The organism is Neobacillus sp. PS2-9 (genome assembly GCF_030915525.1).
In the GTDB taxonomy this organism is placed as follows: domain Bacteria; phylum Bacillota; class Bacilli; order Bacillales; family Cytobacillaceae; genus Neobacillus.
Genome location: NZ_CP133269.1, coordinates 3912413 through 3932237 on the forward strand (window position 1 = coordinate 3912413; position 19825 = coordinate 3932237).

Genomic DNA, 19825 nt, shown 5'->3' on the forward strand with positions numbered 1-19825 from the left:
TTGTTATGATAGAACAGTCGTATTTATTGAAATTGAGGTTTTACTATATGAAAACTGCTATCTACCAAAATCAAACCATTGAACTTGAGCAACTAACCAGGGAACAATATCAAAAGATATTCCTTGCTGGTAAAAATGGAGAGCTCCTTTGTCCTGCTTGCAAGGAAAAGGTGCAACTGTTTTTAGGGATTCAAGATCATCCACATTTTTTTCATGCACATGCTCCTAAAAAAGCTTGTTTGGAACCAAGTTCTCCAGTAACCCAATTAGATGACACACCAACCTATATTGAACGGAACGGCTTTAAAATACCGCAAGGCAGAACTATTACAGAAGCCCCCAAAGATGTTGAACTTTTCAAGTCTGCAAAACAAATAGAGTATCAGATACCATTTAAACCAGCAGATGCCATACAAAAAAATCAGCGCCCTTCTTACCTTCAGCAACTCGAAAGCCAAGGTGTGGTCCTGGATGATAGCCAGGCGGCGGCTGTTATGGAAACGGAAGGCTCTTTGCTAGTCCTAGCTGGTGCCGGCAGTGGGAAAACTCGGGTGTTAACTGCCAGGACAGCTTATATGATGGAAGTAGAACAAACGGATCCCCGATCGATTATGCTTGTTACCTTCACATCAAAAGCAGCTGCGGAAATGAAGCATCGTTTGCTCTCTTATCCAGAAATAAACCGCGAGAAGATTAACTTACTGGTTACAGGAACTTTTCACAGCATCTTTTACCGTATTCTAATGTTTCATGATTCAGTGAATTGGTCGGCTAATAAACTATTGAAAAAAGAATGGCAGCGGGACAAAATCCTGAAGGAAGCAGGTAAAGAGCTTGATTTATCGGAGAAAGAATTTGCCTATGACCTGGCTCTTCAGCAAATTGGACTTTGGAAAAACTCCCTACTCCTGCCTCACGAAGTTACACCTTCAACAGAGTGGGAAGAGAAAGTTGTCTTTTTATATACAAAATATGAAGAGTTCAAACAAAGAGAAGGTTTATTTGACTTTGATGACATGCTTATCGGCTGTTATCAGCTTCTCAAAACATCTCCAGCACTTCTTCAACAATATCAAGATCGTTTTCACTATTTTTTAATTGATGAGTTTCAGGATATTAATAAAGTGCAATACGAGCTAGTTAAGCTTTTATCAGGAAAAAACAAAAACGTCTGCGCAGTGGGTGATGATGATCAGGCAATTTATAGCTTCAGAGGCAGTGACCCTAGCTATTTACTGGAGTTTGAGAAAGACTTTCCCTATGCAAAATTGGTAACACTAGACCAAAATTATCGATCCTCTCATGAGATTGTTTCGGCAGCCAATCAAATGATTTCAGCCAATAAATTAAGAAGAACGAAGAAAATGAAGGCTCAATTCTCAGCGGGAATACTGCCAAAGTTATTTTTCCCCTATGATGAAGAAGAAGAAGCAACCATGATTGTTACAGACATTCAAGAGAAAATTGCAGCAGGAGCGAACCCTTCCGAATTTGCGATTCTTTATCGCACCAATGCTGGCTCTAGAGCTGTGTTTGAACGATTAGCGAACTCAAACCTTCCATTTAAAATTGATTTGGACGCAGACTCTTTTTACGACCGCTATATAGTAAGAAGCACCCTTTCCTTTCTAAGAGTGAGTTTAAATGAAGATGACCCCCAAGCAATTGCTGACATCTTACCTTTTCTGTTTTTAAAACAGTCTGTACTTAAAGAAATAAAAGCACAAAGCATCCTAAAAGACTGTAGTTTTCTTGAGTCTCTTTCACACTTGAAAACAACACATGCTTTTCAAGAAAAGAAATTAAAAAAAGCAGTGACACTCATTCGCGGGTTAAAACACTTGTCTCCGATTAAGGCTCTTGAACAGATTGAAAAGGATATTGGTTTTCTTGATTTTCTTAAGAAACGTGGAAATGAATCGAGTAAGCTGGAAAAAGGATCAGATGACCTAAAGGACCTGAAAGTGGCGGCAAGAAGCTTCGAAACCATTGAAGCATTATTAGTACATGCAGAGCATATGTCGGCCATGAATAAGGAAATTAAAAACTTAAGTAAACATTTTACCGATGCCATTAGCCTAAGCACTATTCACCGGGCGAAAGGTCTGGAGTATCAAACTGTCTATATGCTTGGTGCTGTCGATGGCAGTCTCCCGCATGATTACGCGCTTGAAACATATAGAAACGGGGATTTCACTGCTTTAGAGGAAGAACGAAGATTATTTTATGTGGCCATGACCCGTGCACAGAATCAGCTGTTTATTTCCGTTCCCCAGCATAGAAGAGGGAAAAAAGCGTACCCATCGCGTTTTTTAACACCCCTTAACAAAAAGAAGAGAGGCTGACCATTTTGATGTGTTCAGCCTCTCTTCTCTTTGTATTTTTTGGCTCTGTTAACCTTGCCTGTTGATTTCCACTCCAGACGCTTCGCTTTCCGTGGGTGTTTCGGCGAGCCTCCTCGGCGCTTGCGCCTGCGGGGTCTCCCCTGAACCATACTCCCACAGGAGTCTTCGCGTCTTCCGTTCCAATCAACAGGGAATAAAAATCAACAAACTTCTTTAACACAGCCTATTTTTTATTCATCATTTTGGTGATTGTATTGAAGTCAAGCTGCTTACCATCATTCACAATTGATTTTACAATTTGATCTTCCATATCCTTACTTACCGGTTTATTGGCAATTTGGGAAACTCTTCTAATCACATTACGGACAGTTTTTTCATCTTTAAAATTCGCATTTTGCAGAGAATTAGCAAGGTCGAAAATATCCTTCATATTTACGCCCGTTTTGTTTTCTATATTTTTAAAGAAACCATTATCCATCGAAAATTCACACTCCTTCATAAACTACTTTATTGTATGAAGGAGTGTTAAAATGGTGAATAAAATGGGAAAAGCTAAAAAGAAACAAGTGTTAAGAAAGGGTCGGCCATATTAATGGGCCAACCCTTTCCTTCAGTTTAAGCTCCATATTTCTTAATAGAAGCTTGCACCAACAATGATTAAAAGGATGAACAATACGACGATTAGAACAAAAGTTGAACCGCCGCCGTATCCACCGCCGTAGCCGTAGCCGCCGCCATATCCACACCACATAGACTGTCACCTCACTTTTGTAATCTCACTAATAACATATGAAAGTACATAAAAAAGTGTATAGGCATGACAGACTAAACAAGAAAAACAGGTAAAATTGTGTTTTTACCCTTTTGGCTTAAAAATAAGTGCGCCGATAAATCCAAAAATAATGGCAGCCGAAATTCCAGAGCTTGTCACTTGGAACATCCCCGTTAATACTCCAATAATTCCATGTGCCTTGGCATCCTGTAAGGCTCCATGGACGAGGGCATTACCAAAACTGGTAATTGGAATGGTTGCCCCTGCCCCGGCGAAGTCGACCAATGGCTCATACAACCCGAAACCATCCAGAACTGCACCGGCAACAACGAGCAAGCTTAAAGTATGACCTGGAGTCAGTTTAGCTACATCAAATAATAGTTGTCCAATGACGCAGATTATTCCACCCACTACAAAGGCCCAGAAAAACATCGCTAACACAAAGGCTCACCCCATCTCTCCATTCATTTCTATTGCCACAGCGTGTGCAATACACGGGATTGATTCATTCTGCTGGAAACTTAACGGTGACAATAAAGCCCCTGTTGCAACAACTAAAATTCTTCTATATTGCCCTTTTTTCATTTGATTTAATAAGTGACCATATAAAACGGTTGCTGAGCATCCTGCACCGCTTCCCCCTGATTGTGCAGGTTGGTCTTCCTTGTAAATCAATAAACCACAATCTTGGAATTGTCTTCGCTCCAATTTAAGGCCGCTTTTGTTTAATAATTCAAAGGCAGTATCATGTCCGATTCTTCCAAGGTCGCCGGTAACAATTAAATCATAATAGGATGGGTCCAACTCTAAGTCACGAAAATGAGCCATGATGGTATCTGCCGCAGCTGGCGCCATTGCCCCACCCATGTTAAATGGATCGGTTAAGCCCATATCAATCACTTTTCCGATGGTTGCTGCAGTTGTCACAGGTTCGAAACGATCAGGTTCATTAGGCTGCACAAGTGCTACTCCTGCACCCGTAATGGTCCATTGCGCGGTAGGAGGTTTTTGACCACCATATTCAGTTGGATACCGAAACTGTTTCTCTACTGCTGCGTTATGGCTTGATGCACCTGTAAGGACGTATTTAGCTCCCTGGTAGTTCACCACGAAAGAAGACAGCGCTAAGCCTTCCATGGAAGTCGAGCAAGCGCCAAACAGACCAAAGTATGGAATCTGCATCGTCCGTGCCGCAAAACTCGTCGGTGTGATTTGATTGATCAAATCTCCTGCAAATAAAAATTGGATTTGTTCTTTTTGAACTTTTCCTTTATCCAAGGCAACCTTAATTGCTTCTTCAAGTAATAATCTATGGGCCTTTTCATAGGACTCTTTTCCCATCCATAAGTCTTCATACAATAAATCAAAATCATTGGCCAATTTTCCATTTGCTTCAAATGGTCCACCCGTTACGCCAGTTGCTGTGATCATTGGGCGGTTTGCGAACACCCATGATTGATGCCCTTTTAACAATTACAAAACCCCCCACATCACAAGTAGCGTTTTAATTAATGCAACTACAAAAGCGGAAAAAACTCCGAAGAGAATGACCGATCCAGCCAATTTAAACATATTTCCACCAACTCCAAGAACAAACCCTTCTGTCCGGTGCTCAATGGCAGCCGAGATGACTGCATTACCAAAACCAGTTACCGGCACAGCACTCCCTGCTCCTGCAAATTGACCTAATCGATCGTAAACGCCAAACCCAGTTAATAGCATTGAAAAAAAGACCATAGTTGCGACTGTTGGGTTTCCAACGCTCTGTTCAGTAAAATTAAAAAAGTAAATATAAAAATAACTAACAGCTTGACCAATTACACAAATGAGCCCACCTACAAAAAAAGCTTTTATACAATTCTTTAAGACCGGTCTCTTTATTTCATGTTTTTGCTGTAGTTGTTGATAGTTTCGCTGCTGAAGTGTGGTGTTTTTTTGTTTGTTACTCGGCATCGTATTCTCCCCTTCTTACTTCATATCTTCTGTCATTTTTACAATTTCATTAAAGCGTTTTTCAGCTTTCTGGTCAGAGAAATCAGATGATTTAATATGTTCCTTTAGTCTCACAGCTTCTAAAAATACCTTATAATCGCTTGAAACTGTAAAGTTTTCTTTTGGGTATTTTTCCTCCAGCATCTTATTTACATTTTTTTCTATCGCTTTCATTCGAAAACGATGTAAATGTTTAACTTTATAAACAACTAAAGTATCTTTCTTACCCTTGACCACAGCAACATCGTAAAGCTCTGGATGAGAACTAACATCCTTTTTAATTTCTTCCACTCGGTCACTATGCTTCTTATTAGAAATAATAACCGGCTTAGGATTAGTTGTTTTCATGAGAGCTAACTGGCTATCCTTGACCGGCTCATTATTCCTACAAGCGGAAAGTAAAATTAGACAGGCGAATAATATAAATCGATAAAAAGTGATCATTTGATTCCCCTTCCTTATTCCATTATTTATTATTAGTTTTTTCGACAAAGCCCAAAATTATGACAACATCATCTTTATTTTTACTAATAACCCTTTGAGTAAAATAAAAAAAACTGCCAGATTAACTAGCAGTTTTTCAATCACTTTGAAGTTTTCTTTCCACATCCGCAGCCTTTTTTCTTAATCTTATTGGACGGTTTATAAGATTGAATTGTTTGTGTGGTTTGTGTTGATTGTGTATTTTTCTTATTCGTATCCATCTACCTCTCTCCTTTTGTCGAAAAAATTTCTACTAAGATAGAATATGAACGACAACTATGTCTTGTCTCAGCGAAACAATTAATTTCTGATAAATTGCTGAACAAATAGTTCTAAAATGGAAGCCAACCCGGCTATCGCCAATATAAGAGTAATAGGTTCCGATACAACAGGGTAAAAATAATTGAATCCTATTATGAATGCTGCTGCCCAAATGCCAGTACACCAATAACAACTTAATAGTTCACCCATAAATTTCTTTATCCCTGTTCTTTTCGTAATATAATAAACCTCTATCTCCCCGTCCTCATTCTTCTCACTTATTTCATCAAAAAAGGGTTGACGAATAAATTCAGTTATCTTATCGAATACAAGTAATCGTGTTAACCGAAAGCTAGCCAAGGATAAGACTAAGAAGCTGAGAAACGTTATTTTCATGGTTATTCACCCTTTCCTTTTCGAAAACCCTGCGGAAATTCCTCATTATACGCCTAATTTAGCTAAAACAGGCTATTGTCCGTAACCCAAAACCGCTCTGTTAAATATGTTAGTAGTGTAAGACATATCACGAATAAGGAGGAAAAAATAAATGGGTTGTGGAAGAAATCATCATGACAATGACAGTGCAAACTGTGTTTGCCAAGTAGTTCGTGCCATTAAAGACATCCAAGATAATGCTGTAGAAGAAGAGTGTGCTGAATGTACCAGCTGTTTTACTGAACCACTAGGTACGCTAGTATCACCATCTAGGAGAGATCCGGTTGATACTCGTGTATTTGTGTTAAGTACAGCAGACGGTTCACCATTCCATGCGTTCTTTAGCAACGAAAGTAATGCTTGTGTGTCCATCTACTTCCGAGTAGAAGACGTATTCGATAACTGCTGTGCAACACTTCGTGTTTTAGTACCAGGCAAACGTGATGGCGGAAACTTCTGTCCAGTAAACTTAGTTTCTGGCGGAGATAAATGCTGTATTGACCTTACAAAGGTTTGCCAGGTTGAACGCTTCCGTGCAAGCAACGACTGTATTACAGTTGATTTAAGCTGCTTCTGTGCAGTACAATGTATCGCAGACGTTAACCTAGGTATCTGTAACTAAGAAATCAAAAAATGTATATTAGCCAGTCGTTTATCGGCTGGCTTTTTTATTATCTTTTTATACCAATCATAATAATGTCCTTTAACTCCACTAAAGGAATATCTATCGTTGATTGGTCATGAAATTGAATGGTAATCTGACCGTCATCATAGGCAGTTAAGTAACCGGTATAATTCTCTTCTTTTGTATAAAAGACACAAGGAACTGGCGGTAATACTTTAGGAAAATTAATTAAATAATCCAATCGTTCTTTAATATTCAAATCTTTAAAGGGTTTTACCCTTTTAAAAGATGATTTTGGTTCTTGCTGGTGAAGGTTGTCTGAGGATGGAAGTGTGGCTTCTTTTTTTGTTTCAGCTTCTTGCACGATTTCTTTTTTAGCAAGAGATATTTTCATCTTACTTTCTGTTTCAACCAGTTTCTCTTCCTCTAGGTCCTCTTGGTCCCCTTTACTAATATAAATTTCTTGCATGTTTGTATTAGAAGGAGTTCTAGAAAATGGCTGATTAACATATAAAAGCGGTCCTTGATTCTTCTTAGTTGACATGTACAGTACCTCCTATCGCGTAATTCTACACTTTATATGTATGCGAAAAGCCTACACGCGTTCATGCTAAATAGGTAAATCCCCATATAAAAAGCCCGCTTTGGCAGCGGGCTTCTTATATTATAGAATATGGAATCCAGAATCAACGTGAATGTTTTCCCCAGTTATTCCTCTAGCCAGGTCACTAAATAGGAATAGAGCTGTATCTCCAACTTCTTCAGGAGTTGTTGGTCTGCGTAATGGTGCTTTTTCTTCGATTTCTTTTAAGATCGAGTTAAAATCACTTACACCCTTAGCAGAAAGTGTACGAATTGGACCAGCTGATATTGAATTGACACGAATGTTTTCTTTTCCAAGGTCTGCTGCTAAGTAACGGACACTTGCATCCAATGAAGCTTTTGCTACACCCATTACATTATAGTTTGGTATAGCTCTTTCGCCGCCAAGGTACGTCAAGGTTACAATGCTACCGCCTTCTGCCATTAATCCTCTTGCCTCTTTGGCAACAGCTGTTAATGAATAAGCACTAATATTGTGAGCAAGTAAGAAGCCCTCTCTTGTTGTATTCATATATTCACCTTGAAGCTCTTCTTTGTTAGCAAAAGCGATACAGTGGGCAACACCTTGAATAGTGCCAACCGCTTCCTTTATTTCAGCAAAACATTTTGCCACGTCTTCATCTTTTGTTACGTCACAAGGAAGTACAAGTGTCCCTTCTGATTCTAAAGAGTTCGCTAATTCACGAACACTACTTTCTAATCTTTCTCCCGCATACGTAAAAATTAATCTTGCGCCTGCATTGTGGAGGGAGCGGGCAATTCCCCATGCAATACTGCGTTTATTGGCAACACCCATTACCACATATGTTTTTCCAGCTAATGAAAGATTCATATTGAAAATTCCTCCTACAATAATTACGAGTTATTAGTACTTGGTACTAAGTTTACACTAAATTGTCACAAATGAAAAGTATAGAATCCTACTTCGAGCATTGTCTAGCTCCAGCACATAGGCTTCCGCTTTCTTAATTAACATGTTTCACAGAATTCAAGTTCCCTTTTTAACTCATCTACATATTCCTTGGTACCAGTAACGATTAAGCGATCATGCATCTGTAGTTCCGTATCACCATGTGGAACAATTGAATCCTTCCCTCTGAAAATCCGTACAAAAATAATATCACCCGTAAACGGGAATCTTCTTAGAAGCATACCATCAAAATGAGTATTCATCATAACAATTTCGTATAATCCCGCTTCTTGGTTTGTTAAAATGTTAATTAAAGTTGGTGACTCAATCATAGCCCGTAGCAAAGCTTTTGATGACATAAATGCTGAGAATACCTCAATATCATGCTCTCTTAAGTTTTGCTCTAAATCAGGACTTTCAATGCGTGCTATAACCCTTGGAACGCCCTTTTCTTTAGCTGCAATGGAAAGAGTAGAGTTTAGCTCCTCATCTCCTGTCGAAATAACAACAATCTCTGATTGATACACCTTCGTGTTTTCAATCGTTTTCATTGAATAATCAGGAAGCTCTACAATTTCAAATAGTGAATCAGCAATTTGTTTGTCTGATTTATCCATTTTCGTATGATACAATACAGGGTCATAAAGGCCAGATTTTAATTCCCGAGATACAGGCAGAGTAACCTGGTTCGCCCCAAGGAAAGATACGCTGACTTTTTTACCCCCGGCCACTTCTTTTGGAAACAGCTTTTTAAATACAATGGGCGTAAAAATGGACGTAATCACGGCCACCAGGATCAATGTCCCTTTCATTTGTTCCGTAATAACTCCAATCCTTTCTCCAATTGTTGATGCAGCGATGACAAGCGACAGGGTCGATGTGAGTAGAAAACCAGATGCAAAAACCGTTTTTGTATCATACCAAATTTTTAAAAAGTAGACTGGAATAAGCTTTGATAACAAGAGTCCGATTAAAAGAAGGGGAATTAATAACAAAAGCTTTTTCTCACTAAAAAGTGACCAAACATCAAGATTTACACCAACCATAACAAAAAAGATTGGAATCAAAAATCCATAGCCAAAGGAATCCAGTTTATGTACCAACTCCTGGTTTGGCGATAGCAACGAGACGAGTACACCAGCGAGAAATGCCCCAAGGATATTTTCGGCTCCCACTGTTTCCGATAATCCAACTAAGACGATAATAAGGGTAAACACAGCTCTAGTACCAATCTGAACGGTCCCTGTAGATAAGCTCTCAATGATGGAGCGATTTTTAAATCTTTTACCTACGAAATATAGAATGACTCCTGCCGCAAATAAAATTAAAAGAAGCCATGTGTTCCCGTGCCCTGCTTCATAAAGTGAGACAAAAATAGCTAGTAAGATCATCGTCACCAAATCGGCAATAACTGCTACTAGTAAAATGATTTGGCCAATGACTGTTTTCATGAGATGTGCTTCTTTGAGGGTTGGTACGACAACTCCTAGGGAAATGGTTGAAATGATTAGGGTCATTAAGAAGGCATTATCAATAAAGCCAGCCATTACAAACAAATACGATAAGCCGAGTGAAAAGATAAATATACCAGCAAAAATAACCGTTGCCACGACAAATGTATTGGGTTCCATTTTACCGTTTGGAAGCCGGTCCCGTTTTTTACTTCCCGTGAAAGCAGTAAAATCAATTTCCAGTCCACTTAAAAACATAAGGAAAATAAATCCGAGAGTAGAGAGTGTAGAAAGCCACATATCTTCATGAACCACATTAAAACCGCTTTTTCCAATAATCAATCCCACAATAATTTCAGCTACAACTACAGGAATAAAATTCATTTTAAAGCGATGTAGGAAAATGGGTGTTAAAAATGCCATGGTGACAACAATGAGCAAAGAAATTACTGAAACATGCTGTTCCATTCTTGTTCCTCCTCTCGAATCCTTTTAAGGATAAGGATTCTTTTTTTATAAAAATGAACAATTTCACAAAAAATAAGCATAAAGGGGTGTTTCTTATGAAAATAGATATTATTGGTGATATTCATGGATGCTTCCATGAATTTAAAGATCTTACCTTAGAACTAGGATACAATTGGGACAATGGGATTCCTATTCATCCAAAAGGAAGAGTACTTGGGTTTGTTGGTGATTTAACGGACCGAGGACCTGAATCATTAAAAGTAATTGAAATTGTTTGGCAGCTCGTCATTAAACAGAGTAAAGCCTTCTATACACCTGGAAACCATTGCAATAAATTGTACCGTTTCTTTCTAGGGAATAAAGTTCAAATCGCACACGGCCTTGAAACTACTGTTGCAGAATATGAATCATTATATAAGAAAGAGCAAGAGTCCATTCGTAAAAAATTTATGGAATTGTATGAAAAGGCGCCTCTTTACTTAGTATTAGACAAACAAAAACTTGTAATCGCTCACGCAGGAATTAAACAAGAATTTATCGGACAAACCCATTCAAAAGTAAAAGAATTCGTCCTCTATGGTGATATTTCGGGTGAAAAGCATCCTGATGGCTCACCAGTCAGAAGGGATTGGGCAAAAAAGTATCATGGCGATCCTTGTATTGTGTACGGACATACTCCCGTTAAAGAGCCGCGTGTAATCAACAATACATATAATATCGATACCGGGGCTGTGTTTGGTGGAAAACTAACTGCAATAAGGTATCCTGAAATGGAACTTGTTTCTGTTCCTTCTACTATGCCATACATTGAAGAAAAATTTAAACAATTTGATTAAGGAAAAATGAAGGAGGCTGACCTCTACATGTCAGCCTCCTTCATAATTGCATAGATATCCGGTGGAAGTGGTGCTAAAAATGACATTTCCGTTCCCAGGATAGGGTGCTTAAACTGGATTCCTTTGCAATGAAGAGCCTGCCTACTAAGTAATGAGGTATCTCCTCCATATAAATCATCGCCAAGTAATGGATGACCAATAAAGGACATATGCACCCTAATTTGATGGGTCCGTCCAGTTTCCAAGTTTAATTTAACATGTGTAAAAGTTGGATACCTCTTAATTACCTGAAAATGTGTACAGGCGTATTGTCCGTCATCACGGACCTCTCTTTCAATAATACTATCTTCTTTTCGTCCAATAGGTACCTTAATCGTTCCGCCCTCAGACAACACAACACCACCTGTAAGTGCTTCATAGGTCCGCTTCACTAAACCCTTCTGCTGCATCATGCTAAAAAGATGATGAACATGTCGATGTTTAGCTACTAAAACCATTCCGGAAGTATCTCTATCCAGACGAGTGACTATATGCGATGTAGCCTGAAGCCCTATCTGCTGATAATAGCCTACCAATGCATTGGCAAGACTCCCCACGGGGTGCTCTCTAGATGGGATTGTATTCATCCCTGACGGCTTATTCACAACCAGTAAAAACTCATCTTCAAACAGAATGTCCAAGGGAATTGCTTCTCCCTTACCCCCTTCGCTTGGGCTTTCAAGAGGAAATAAGAGCCGTAACTCATCACCCGTTCTCAATTTATAACGGACATTTACCTCTTCTCTATTTACCTGAATACTACCGCCCTTAAACTTTATGTCAGTTAAGGCAGTTCGAGAAACCTCTTCCTTTTTTAGAAAATCTTTAATGAGCATGCCAGTATGGTCATCATCAATGAACCACTTTAATTGAAAACGAGAATCCATTATTCTCCCTCCGGCTTAATCAGAAATAAATGAGTCATGCACTCTTTTCCAGAAAGGAAACGGCCGGAAGCGGGCAAAACGTATTTTTTCGTCAGGTACTCTAAATTGAATGGATTTGACATCCTTATGCAGAAGCGTTAAATGATCAACAGTTATTTGAAAATCAGTTCGATTGACAGGTTTTAGCATACAGGTATGGTGTGCTGGAAGGATTAAAGGCGAGCCAACTGTTCTAAAAACCTTATTATTAATGGATGCCATTTCTGCCACTTGAATAGCAGAGATAGACGGATGAATGATGGCTCCCCCCAATGCCTTATTGTAAGCCGTGCTACCAGAAGGGGTAGAAACACACAAACCGTCCCCACGGAACCGTTCAAAATGCTGTCCACGTATTTCTACATCCATAACAAGTGTTCCCTCGACACTTTTAACTGTAGATTCGTTTAAAGCTAAATATCTTGATTCTTTACCAGCGTGTGTATAACGAATAATTACTTCAAGAAGCGGATATTCCACTACCTGATATGGAGTTTTAGCGATGGCAATAACCAGCTTTTCAATTTCATCAGGGATCCAATCTGCATAAAAACCAAGATGTCCTGTATGAATTCCGACAAATGCCGTTTTATCAAGACGACTACTATAACGGTGGAAAGCGTAAAGCAGCGTTCCGTCGCCCCCAATGGAGACAACGATATCCGGTTGGTCTTCATCGTACGTTAGATCAAAATCAAGTAAATACGTTCTCATCTTGTGCATCAAAATATTGGATTTTTGATCTCCTTTTGATGTAATGGCAAATTTCATATTATTTTGCTCCTTGTATGAATGGGATTCAAAAGGCATCTGTGGATTAGTTTTTTTCTTCCTGCTTTAATTCTTTTTTCCTTGAGAAAAAAGCCTGTGCTTCTTGGATTTCCCCACGAATTAAGGACATTTCCTCGTCCAATCGGAAAGCAGCTTCTGCTGCTCGTTGCAGTCTCATCATGATATCACTTGGAAAAATCCCTTTATATTTATAGTTTAACGTATGTTCAATGGTTGCCCAAAAGTTCATTGCTAGTGTTCTGATTTGGATTTCAGCTAAAATTTTCTTTTCCCCATGAATCGTTTGAACAGGATAGCAAATTACGACATGATAGGAACGATAACCGCTTGTTTTTTTATGTGAGATATAATCCCTCTCTTCCACAATTTCAAAGTCATTCCTATTTCTTAACAAATCAACTACCGTATGAATATCATCGACAAACTGACACATAATGCGCATTCCCGCAATATCCTGCATTTCTTCTTCTAGACGTTCAAGCGGAATTCCTTTTTGGTTGGCCTTATCTAAAATACTCGCAATTGGTTTAACTCTTCCTGTAACAAATTCAATAGGTGAATGAGTAGAATCCAGATCAAATTGACCTCTCATCCCCTTTAATTTTATTTTTAGCTCTGCCACCGCTTGTTTATATGGCGCTAAAAATAGGTCCCAATGCTTCATGATTCCACCCTCAATCAACTAAAATAAGCTCTCTACTTTCGTAACCATTTCGCTGCCATAGTTACTGTTTCCTTTAATATTATTAATGACATAATCTAATTCTTCATGAAAATTAATCAATTCTATTTGTTGCTCAGTTGTGGAAATCCATGCCGGCATCTTTTCTTCTAGAGCTTGCTTTAAATAAGGCCAGATTTGTTCTGGTAAAACAATGTATGTATAATCTTCTTGTTGCTCCATTAAATAAATAAAAGAATAATGATCAGAGTCCACTAGAATTTGCTCACAAGGCACTAATCCATTAATGGTCTCATTTGTTTCCAATATTAGCTTTTCTTCTGTTATGATTGCGTTTAGTATTGTCATTCTTTTTTTCATTGTTCGACCTCCATTTTTCACCCTCTTATTTTAGCATAATTCGTTCATTTCTCCCAAGGATTGCAGTCGAGGATGAAGAGTTAATAAAAATTAATTGATTAATCGAAAGGAATCAGCTATGTCACAAAATATTGAGATTGAATTTAAAAATTTACTCACTGAATCAGAATATAAAAGACTTTTAAATGAACTCGAAATAGCTCAAACACAAATCTTTTCACAGGAAAATCATTACTTTGATACTCCCAGTTTTTCCTTAAAGGAAGCAGGCTCAGCACTTAGAATCCGAAAAAAGAAGCATCATTTTGAGATGACTTTAAAACAACCAGCCGCTATCGGTCTTTTAGAAACTAATCAAATCCTTACAGAAGATGAAGTAACTACGGCACTTCAATCTGGAAAGTTACCAACGGGGGTTATTCAACAACTAATTGAAGCTAATGGAATACCTTTTTCTAAAATTGAGTATTTTGGTAGTCTGTTAACGAATAGAGTAGAAATTCCTTACAAGAACGGCTTATTAGTCCTTGATCATAGCTCATATCTAAACAAAGAAGATTATGAATTAGAGTATGAAGTGGAAGACTACAAAGAAGGTCAGCTTATTTTCCGGGAATTCTTGTCTTTCTTAAAGATTCCAGAACGGAAAACGGAGAATAAAATTCGTCGTTTTTATATGCAAAAATATAAAATGAATGAGTAGTATGAATCTAAAATTCCTTTTTTTAAAGCAATAAATTTGTGCTATGAAAACGGCATTGATAAAATTAAAAATACAAAAGGGTAAAAAGGAGTTGTCAACATGAATGAGAAAAAGCTAACACCATATGAGGCTATTGGTGAAGGAACACTACACCAATTAATTGACACATTTTATGGCCTTGTTGCACAACATCCTGATCTTGCACCGATTTTCCCAAATGAATTCACAGAAATTGCTAGAAAGCAAAAGCAATTTTTAACTCAATATTTAGGTGGACCAGCTCTCTATACAGAAGAACATGGGCATCCAATGATGCGAGCACGCCATTTGCCTTTCCCTGTTACACCAAAACGGGCTAAAGCTTGGTTAGCTTGTATGACAAAAGCAATGGACGAAGTTGGATTACATGGTCCGATAAGAGATGATTTTTACTCCAGGCTTTATCTTACTGCTCAACACATGATAAACACGCCAGACGGCGATGAGATTTCAGGTGAAAATCGTGAGTAATTCAAATTCAAATAGTTCCAAGCAACGATGTGGCGGAATTGAAAAAAAGCCAATCGAAATCTATATGTTTATAGATCCGTTATGTCCCGAATGCTGGGCTATTGAACCTATACTAAAAAAACTAAAAATTGAATACGGTCGATATTTTTCAATAAAGCATGTATTAAGTGGACGGTTGGCCGATTTAAATTTGAGTAAAAAGAAGAACTATGAAACCATTGCAGATTTATGGGAAAAGACTGCAAGCCGTTCAGGCATGTCGTGTGATGGCACCCTATGGTTGGAGAATCCGGTCGATACACCATTTACCGTATCCATTGCCATAAAAGCAGCTGAGTTACAAGGAAGACGAGCTGGAATACGCTTTTTTCGAAGAATTCAGGAGATGTTGTTTTTAGAAAAACAAAATATATCTAATTTAGAGGTATTAAAGGATTGTGCAAAGACATCAGGCCTAGATGTGGAAGAATTTCTAAGTGACATTCATTCCGAAAGTGCTGCTAAGGCCTTTCAATGTGACCTTAAAATCACTTCAGAAATGGATGTCACTGAAATTCCAACTTTGGTTTTCTTTAATGAAAACGCTGAGGATGAAGGTATTAAGATAACAGGAACATATCCTTACGAGGTCTATGTGCAGATATTAGAGGAAATGCTTTCTGAGAAGCCTGTATTATCCCCTCCACCACCATTAGAAACATTTATGAAGTTTTTTAAGTTTGTAGCATCTAAAGAAATTGCAGTGGTTTATAATATGTCCATTTCACAGATTGAACGAGAAATGAAAAAATTGCTTCTTAAACAGGTTGTTGAGCAAATTCCCGCTAAATACGGAACGTTTTGGAGATATATTGAAGACTAAGACAGGTGCAGGCTAACCATCCAGCACTTGTTGTTTTTTTGTATAAACAAAAATGCCTTGCAGATTCTGACTGCAAGGCATTTTTCTATAATACGAACAAAGGGGATGGGAGAAATTTTTCACGGTCAAACAAAGGGGTATATGTTTGTAGTGATCAACTTCACGCATTTAATATACCATGCATTCAAAGTTAGTGACAATAAGTTTGTGTGTTATTTCACATTATTGTCAATAAATCATAATTTCACGAAATGGACAATAGACATATAACAAGAAACCATTAAAGGTGGGCTATCCCTGTGGCTAAATTTCCCGTTATAGTTATGATCCTTTTTGTCTTTGGAGCGTTTTTTCTTCATTTGTTAGCTTTACTCAATGTCTTCCCACTCCTACTCAGTACGCCAATTTTATTTGTTGCCATATTGATTATTGTCATTTACATTAATGACCGAAAAAGATTTAGAGGATTTTAAAAGGATGCTGCTATACATAGCAACATCCTTTTTCTTGTTATGATAATAATTTTTCTAGCTCATTTAATTTTTCTTCAAATACTTTACATGCATTTTTAACTGGCTCTGCACTTGTCATATCGACTCCTGCCTTCTTTAACACTTCAATTGGATAATCAGAACTTCCGGCACTTAGGAAATCGATATAACGTTTGACAGCAGGCTCTCCTTCTTCTAAGATTTGCTTGCTGAGCGCAGTTGCAGCGCTGAAACCTGTTGCATATTGATAGACATAATAATTGTAATAGAAATGTGGGATTCTTGCCCACTCCAAACCAATTTCCTCGTCAATGACGATATCTTCTTCACCAAAATATTTCTTGTTCAAAGCGTAATAGCTTTCAGTTAACGCCTCAGCTGTTAAAGCCTCATTGTTTTGAGCTTTTTGATGGATTAAATGTTCGAATTCAGCAAACATGGTTTGTCTGAAAACCGTACCTCTAAAACCTTCTAGGTAGTGATTTAGAAGATAAATCCGCTTTTGCTCGTCATCAATAGTCTTTAATAAATAATCATTAAGTAAAGCTTCATTACAGGTTGAGGCAACCTCTGCAACAAAAATAGAATAGTTTCCATACGGATACGGCTGTGATTTGCGTGTATAATAGCTATGCACCGAATGACCAAATTCATGCGCAAGGGTAAATAAGTTATTCACGTTGTCTTGCCAGTTCATTAAGATGTATGGATGTGTCCCATAAGCACCCGAAGAATAAGCACCACTCCGCTTTCCTTTATTCTCATGAACATCTACCCAGCGGCTTTCAAAACCTGTCTTCAGGATTTCGCCATACTCCTCACCTAACGGAGCTAAACCCTTTATGATTATATCCTTTGCTTCTTCATACTTAATGTCCATTTTCACATCTTTCACAAGTGGTGTATAAAGATCATACATATGAAGCTCATTTAAGCCTAAGACTTTTTTCCGAAGCTTCACATACCGATGCAATAGATGCAGATTTTCACTAACTGTATTTACCAGATTATCGTATACACTTTCTGGAATATTGTTTGCTGCCAGTGCTGCATGTCTAGCTGAATCATATTTTCTGATCCGTGCATTGAAATTGTCCTTTTTTACATTGCCGCTTAATGTACTAGAAAAGGTATTTTGAAAACTTCCATACGTCTTATACACGGCTTTAAAGGCATCACGTCTTACACGCTGGTCCCCACTTTCCAAGAAACGAATATAACGACCATGGGTAATTTCAACCTCTTCCCCATTTTCATCTTTAATAGAAGGGAATTCTATGTCTGCGTTATTAAGCATGCCAAAAGTATTACTAGAAGCATTCATTATTTCGCTTGCTTCAGCTAGTAATGCTTCTTGTTCAGCAGTTAGGACATGTGCACGCTGCAGATTAATCTCAGCAATGGCGTGTTCATAAAGTTTTAGCTCTGGTTTCTCATTCAAGAAACTTGCAACCTTCTCTTCCTCGATAGAAAGGATTTCAGGTACAATAAATGCTAGCTGACTACCTGCCTGGGAATAAAGATTTTTCATCCGATCATCTAAACCCTGATAGAAGGAATTAGTAGTATCCTGATCGTAGCGCATATGTGAATATGTATAAAGCTTTCCAATCCGTTCCAATAGCCTATCTTGGAATTGAAGAGCTTTATAAAGTGTCTCTGCACTTTCACCTAATTTTCCTTCATATTCTTTAATTCCAGAAATTTGATTTTTGACGTCTTGAAATTCGTTCTCCCAGTCCTGATCACTAGCAAAAATATCCTCTAATTTCCAAGTATCCTCTACGGGGATATCATTTCTAGTTGGTAGTGATTTTACGGCAGTTTCATTTGACATCTTCCATCCTCCATTCAAATGTAGATTTACAAAAAGCTTCCACTCCTAATAATATTCTCCTAATTTTTCAAATTTCCTTTACAATCGTTAGAAAAGAACGACCATACTCACTATATTATGCCCATCTACTAATTTTCATTTATGATTTTACAAAGTGAACCATGTTTTTGGTTAAACCGAACCATGCTTTCATCTCTTTCCCTATTAGAGTGAGGAATCCATATTTTCTCTTTCACTTGAAAACAGGTTTCACCCACTTTTGAAAGGATACCTAGCTTTGTTAAGTAAAGGAGATATTCAATAACTGCAAGCAAAGGATTCAGATGGCTCACCTGCGGTAAGTGTCTGCTTACCACTTCATGTCTTTTCACTCTCCTATTTAAATGCTCCTTCATTTCTTGCATGGTAATAAAATCACTTGGTTTTTTATGGGATAGTAAATCAAGATATACATACGTCTGCCAAATAACGGGTGGTGTTTGGATGAGTATCGAGTGAGGGACAGGGAGGCCTATTTCTGGTGGAAGTAAAAATGGATTGAGGCAATTATTGTAGATTTCAAGAAGGAACTTTTTTTTATGTTGATCTGAATAACGTATCATATTTTGAATGATCCTATCCATTTCTGTTTTCCACTTTGGCATGTAAATCCTTTTTTGAGGTTTTGGGGTGAGTAAACTAGATATTTCTAATCTATCAGGTGAGTAAAAGGAATGTTGGGTAAAAGCATTTTTTATCGAGAAGGGTGTAATGGATTCCACTAGATGAAAGTGTTGCTTTTCGGGGCAATAAGATGGAATAAAAAAGGTGCCTGGTAAAGAAGATCGTAAAAATAAGTAATGAAAGTTAGATAAAGTATCGATGTCTCTCTGCTTTAGTTGCAAATGCCTGCTTGCAATAATCCATAATGGAATGTAATCATTCTCAAGATATGTTTTTGTTCTCTTACTAAAAATTTCTTCAGGTATCGGTGAGCACTGATATTCTAACGCGTATTTCTTACCGTTAAATTTGAACAGAATGTCTGGACGCTGTTGGATTTCCTTATCAAAGTACTCCAATACTGCGGGTATATTTTGTTTAATAAGCCACTGATACAGCTGTCGTTTACCATCCAAGTGATAGATGGATTCATGGTCATAAAATTCCCGGCAAGTTCCACCTCTTTTATGTGCAAAATGAAAAATACGATGATCGCCTAATTTTAACAAAACACTTTCCCCACAAATAGGGCAAAAAAAGTCTTCTTTACTCCGAAGGGACAAGAGGCTCTCCTTCTTATAATCATAACCAAGACAAAGTTTTTTACCATTTTTTGTTATGGCAGTTAACAATCAAACATCTCCTCCTTTTTTTGTATATATTTCGCCATATTTTGCAAAAATCCTCTAAGAAATAAGAAAAGACTCGCCAAAAAATTGACGAGTTAATAAGAAAAGCAC

General features: G+C 37.9%; 22 protein-coding genes. 6 read left to right on the plus strand and 16 right to left on the minus strand.

Annotation, left to right across the window (positions count from 1 at the left end):
- The first annotated feature begins 47 nt into the window (after window positions 1–47).
- Window positions 48–2345 carry a UvrD-helicase domain-containing protein gene (locus tag RCG25_RS19630; RefSeq protein ID WP_308080503.1) on the plus strand — a complete coding sequence of 766 codons (2298 nt, stop codon included), beginning with the start codon at window positions 48–50 and terminating at the stop codon, window positions 2343–2345.
- 223 nt (window positions 2346–2568) lie between these two features.
- On the opposite strand, the gene RCG25_RS19635 is transcribed toward RCG25_RS19630, so the two are convergent.
- From RCG25_RS19635 to RCG25_RS19665, 7 genes are all read right to left on the minus strand, one after another.
- Window positions 2569–2823: a sporulation-specific transcription regulator SpoVIF gene (locus RCG25_RS19635; protein WP_308080504.1), complete on the minus strand. Its 255-nt coding sequence runs from the start codon at window positions 2821–2823 to the stop codon at window positions 2569–2571.
- A 153-nt stretch (window positions 2824–2976) separates the two neighbouring features.
- On the minus strand, window positions 2977–3096 hold the full coding sequence (locus RCG25_RS19640; protein ID WP_308080505.1) for a YjcZ family sporulation protein: 120 nt from the start codon (window positions 3094–3096) through the stop codon (window positions 2977–2979).
- 105 nt (window positions 3097–3201) lie between these two features.
- Window positions 3202–3558: a stage V sporulation protein AE gene (gene spoVAE / locus RCG25_RS19645; RefSeq protein ID WP_308080507.1), complete on the minus strand. Its 357-nt coding sequence runs from the start codon at window positions 3556–3558 to the stop codon at window positions 3202–3204.
- 6 nt (window positions 3559–3564) lie between these two features.
- Window positions 3565–4590 carry a stage V sporulation protein AD gene (gene spoVAD, locus RCG25_RS19650; RefSeq protein ID WP_308080508.1) on the minus strand — a complete coding sequence of 342 codons (1026 nt, stop codon included), beginning with the start codon at window positions 4588–4590 and terminating at the stop codon, window positions 3565–3567.
- Window positions 4591–5070: a stage V sporulation protein AC gene (gene spoVAC / locus RCG25_RS19655; protein WP_308080509.1), complete on the minus strand. Its 480-nt coding sequence runs from the start codon at window positions 5068–5070 to the stop codon at window positions 4591–4593. It lies immediately after the preceding gene.
- Window positions 5071–5085: 15 nt separating this feature from the next.
- Window positions 5086–5553, minus strand: coding sequence for a sporulation protein (locus RCG25_RS19660; RefSeq protein WP_308080510.1), 468 nt, complete (start codon window positions 5551–5553; stop codon window positions 5086–5088).
- Window positions 5554–5892: 339 nt separating this feature from the next.
- Window positions 5893–6249, minus strand: coding sequence for a DUF1360 domain-containing protein (locus RCG25_RS19665; protein WP_308080511.1), 357 nt, complete (start codon window positions 6247–6249; stop codon window positions 5893–5895).
- A gap of 151 nt (window positions 6250–6400) precedes the next feature.
- Here RCG25_RS19665 and RCG25_RS19670 point away from each other — a divergent pair, with 151 nt between their 5' ends.
- A complete protein-coding gene (locus RCG25_RS19670) occupies window positions 6401–6910 on the plus strand; it encodes a CotY/CotZ family spore coat protein (RefSeq protein ID WP_308080512.1) in 510 nt (169 codons plus the stop codon).
- A gap of 49 nt (window positions 6911–6959) precedes the next feature.
- Here RCG25_RS19670 and RCG25_RS19675 read toward each other — a convergent pair whose 3' ends face one another.
- From RCG25_RS19675 to RCG25_RS19685, 3 genes are all read right to left on the minus strand, one after another.
- A complete protein-coding gene (locus tag RCG25_RS19675; RefSeq protein ID WP_308080513.1) occupies window positions 6960–7457 on the minus strand; it encodes a CotO family spore coat protein in 498 nt (165 codons plus the stop codon).
- A 120-nt stretch (window positions 7458–7577) separates the two neighbouring features.
- The gene (gene fabI, locus RCG25_RS19680; protein WP_308080515.1) at window positions 7578–8348 is read right to left on the minus strand and encodes an enoyl-ACP reductase FabI; all 771 of its coding nucleotides are present in this window, start codon (window positions 8346–8348) and stop codon (window positions 7578–7580) included.
- 137 nt (window positions 8349–8485) lie between these two features.
- Window positions 8486–10345 carry a monovalent cation:proton antiporter family protein gene (locus tag RCG25_RS19685; RefSeq protein WP_308080516.1) on the minus strand — a complete coding sequence of 620 codons (1860 nt, stop codon included), beginning with the start codon at window positions 10343–10345 and terminating at the stop codon, window positions 8486–8488.
- A 95-nt stretch (window positions 10346–10440) separates the two neighbouring features.
- Here RCG25_RS19685 and prpE point away from each other — a divergent pair, with 95 nt between their 5' ends.
- Window positions 10441–11181, plus strand: coding sequence for a bis(5'-nucleosyl)-tetraphosphatase PrpE (gene prpE, locus RCG25_RS19690; RefSeq protein WP_308080517.1), 741 nt, complete (start codon window positions 10441–10443; stop codon window positions 11179–11181).
- A gap of 23 nt (window positions 11182–11204) precedes the next feature.
- Here the strand turns inward: prpE and RCG25_RS19695 are convergent, their stop codons facing one another.
- Genes RCG25_RS19695 through RCG25_RS19710 form a run of 4 tightly spaced genes read right to left on the minus strand, consistent with a single transcriptional unit; the run spans window position 11205 to window position 13980 of the window.
- On the minus strand, window positions 11205–12107 hold the full coding sequence (locus tag RCG25_RS19695; RefSeq protein WP_308080518.1) for an RluA family pseudouridine synthase: 903 nt from the start codon (window positions 12105–12107) through the stop codon (window positions 11205–11207).
- Between the two features lie 15 nt (window positions 12108–12122).
- Window positions 12123–12917: an NAD kinase gene (locus RCG25_RS19700; protein ID WP_308080519.1), complete on the minus strand. Its 795-nt coding sequence runs from the start codon at window positions 12915–12917 to the stop codon at window positions 12123–12125.
- Window positions 12918–12963: 46 nt separating this feature from the next.
- Window positions 12964–13602, minus strand: coding sequence for a GTP diphosphokinase (locus RCG25_RS19705; RefSeq protein ID WP_308080520.1), 639 nt, complete (start codon window positions 13600–13602; stop codon window positions 12964–12966).
- An 18-nt stretch (window positions 13603–13620) separates the two neighbouring features.
- A complete protein-coding gene (locus RCG25_RS19710; RefSeq protein WP_308080521.1) occupies window positions 13621–13980 on the minus strand; it encodes a UPF0738 family protein in 360 nt (119 codons plus the stop codon).
- A gap of 118 nt (window positions 13981–14098) precedes the next feature.
- On the opposite strand from RCG25_RS19710, the gene RCG25_RS19715 reads away from it, so the two are divergent.
- The 3 genes from RCG25_RS19715 (at window position 14099) to RCG25_RS19725 (ending at window position 16055) form a co-directional block, all read left to right on the plus strand.
- The gene (locus RCG25_RS19715; RefSeq protein ID WP_308080522.1) at window positions 14099–14683 is read left to right on the plus strand and encodes a CYTH domain-containing protein; all 585 of its coding nucleotides are present in this window, start codon (window positions 14099–14101) and stop codon (window positions 14681–14683) included.
- Window positions 14684–14782: 99 nt separating this feature from the next.
- Window positions 14783–15193 (plus strand): globin domain-containing protein, encoded by a 411-nt coding sequence (locus RCG25_RS19720; protein ID WP_308080523.1) that lies wholly within the window; start codon window positions 14783–14785, stop codon window positions 15191–15193.
- Window positions 15165–16055, plus strand: coding sequence for a ClpXP adapter SpxH family protein (locus RCG25_RS19725; RefSeq protein ID WP_374121008.1), 891 nt, complete (start codon window positions 15165–15167; stop codon window positions 16053–16055). Before RCG25_RS19720 ends, RCG25_RS19725 begins: the two co-directional genes overlap by 29 nt.
- A 510-nt stretch (window positions 16056–16565) precedes the next feature.
- On the opposite strand, the gene pepF is transcribed toward RCG25_RS19725, so the two are convergent.
- Window positions 16566–18383 (minus strand): oligoendopeptidase F, encoded by a 1818-nt coding sequence (gene pepF, locus RCG25_RS19730; RefSeq protein WP_308080525.1) that lies wholly within the window; start codon window positions 18381–18383, stop codon window positions 16566–16568.
- Between the two features lie 128 nt (window positions 18384–18511).
- On the minus strand, window positions 18512–19717 hold the full coding sequence (locus RCG25_RS19735) for a competence protein CoiA (RefSeq protein WP_308080526.1): 1206 nt from the start codon (window positions 19715–19717) through the stop codon (window positions 18512–18514).
- Window positions 19718–19825: the final 108 nt, after the last annotated feature.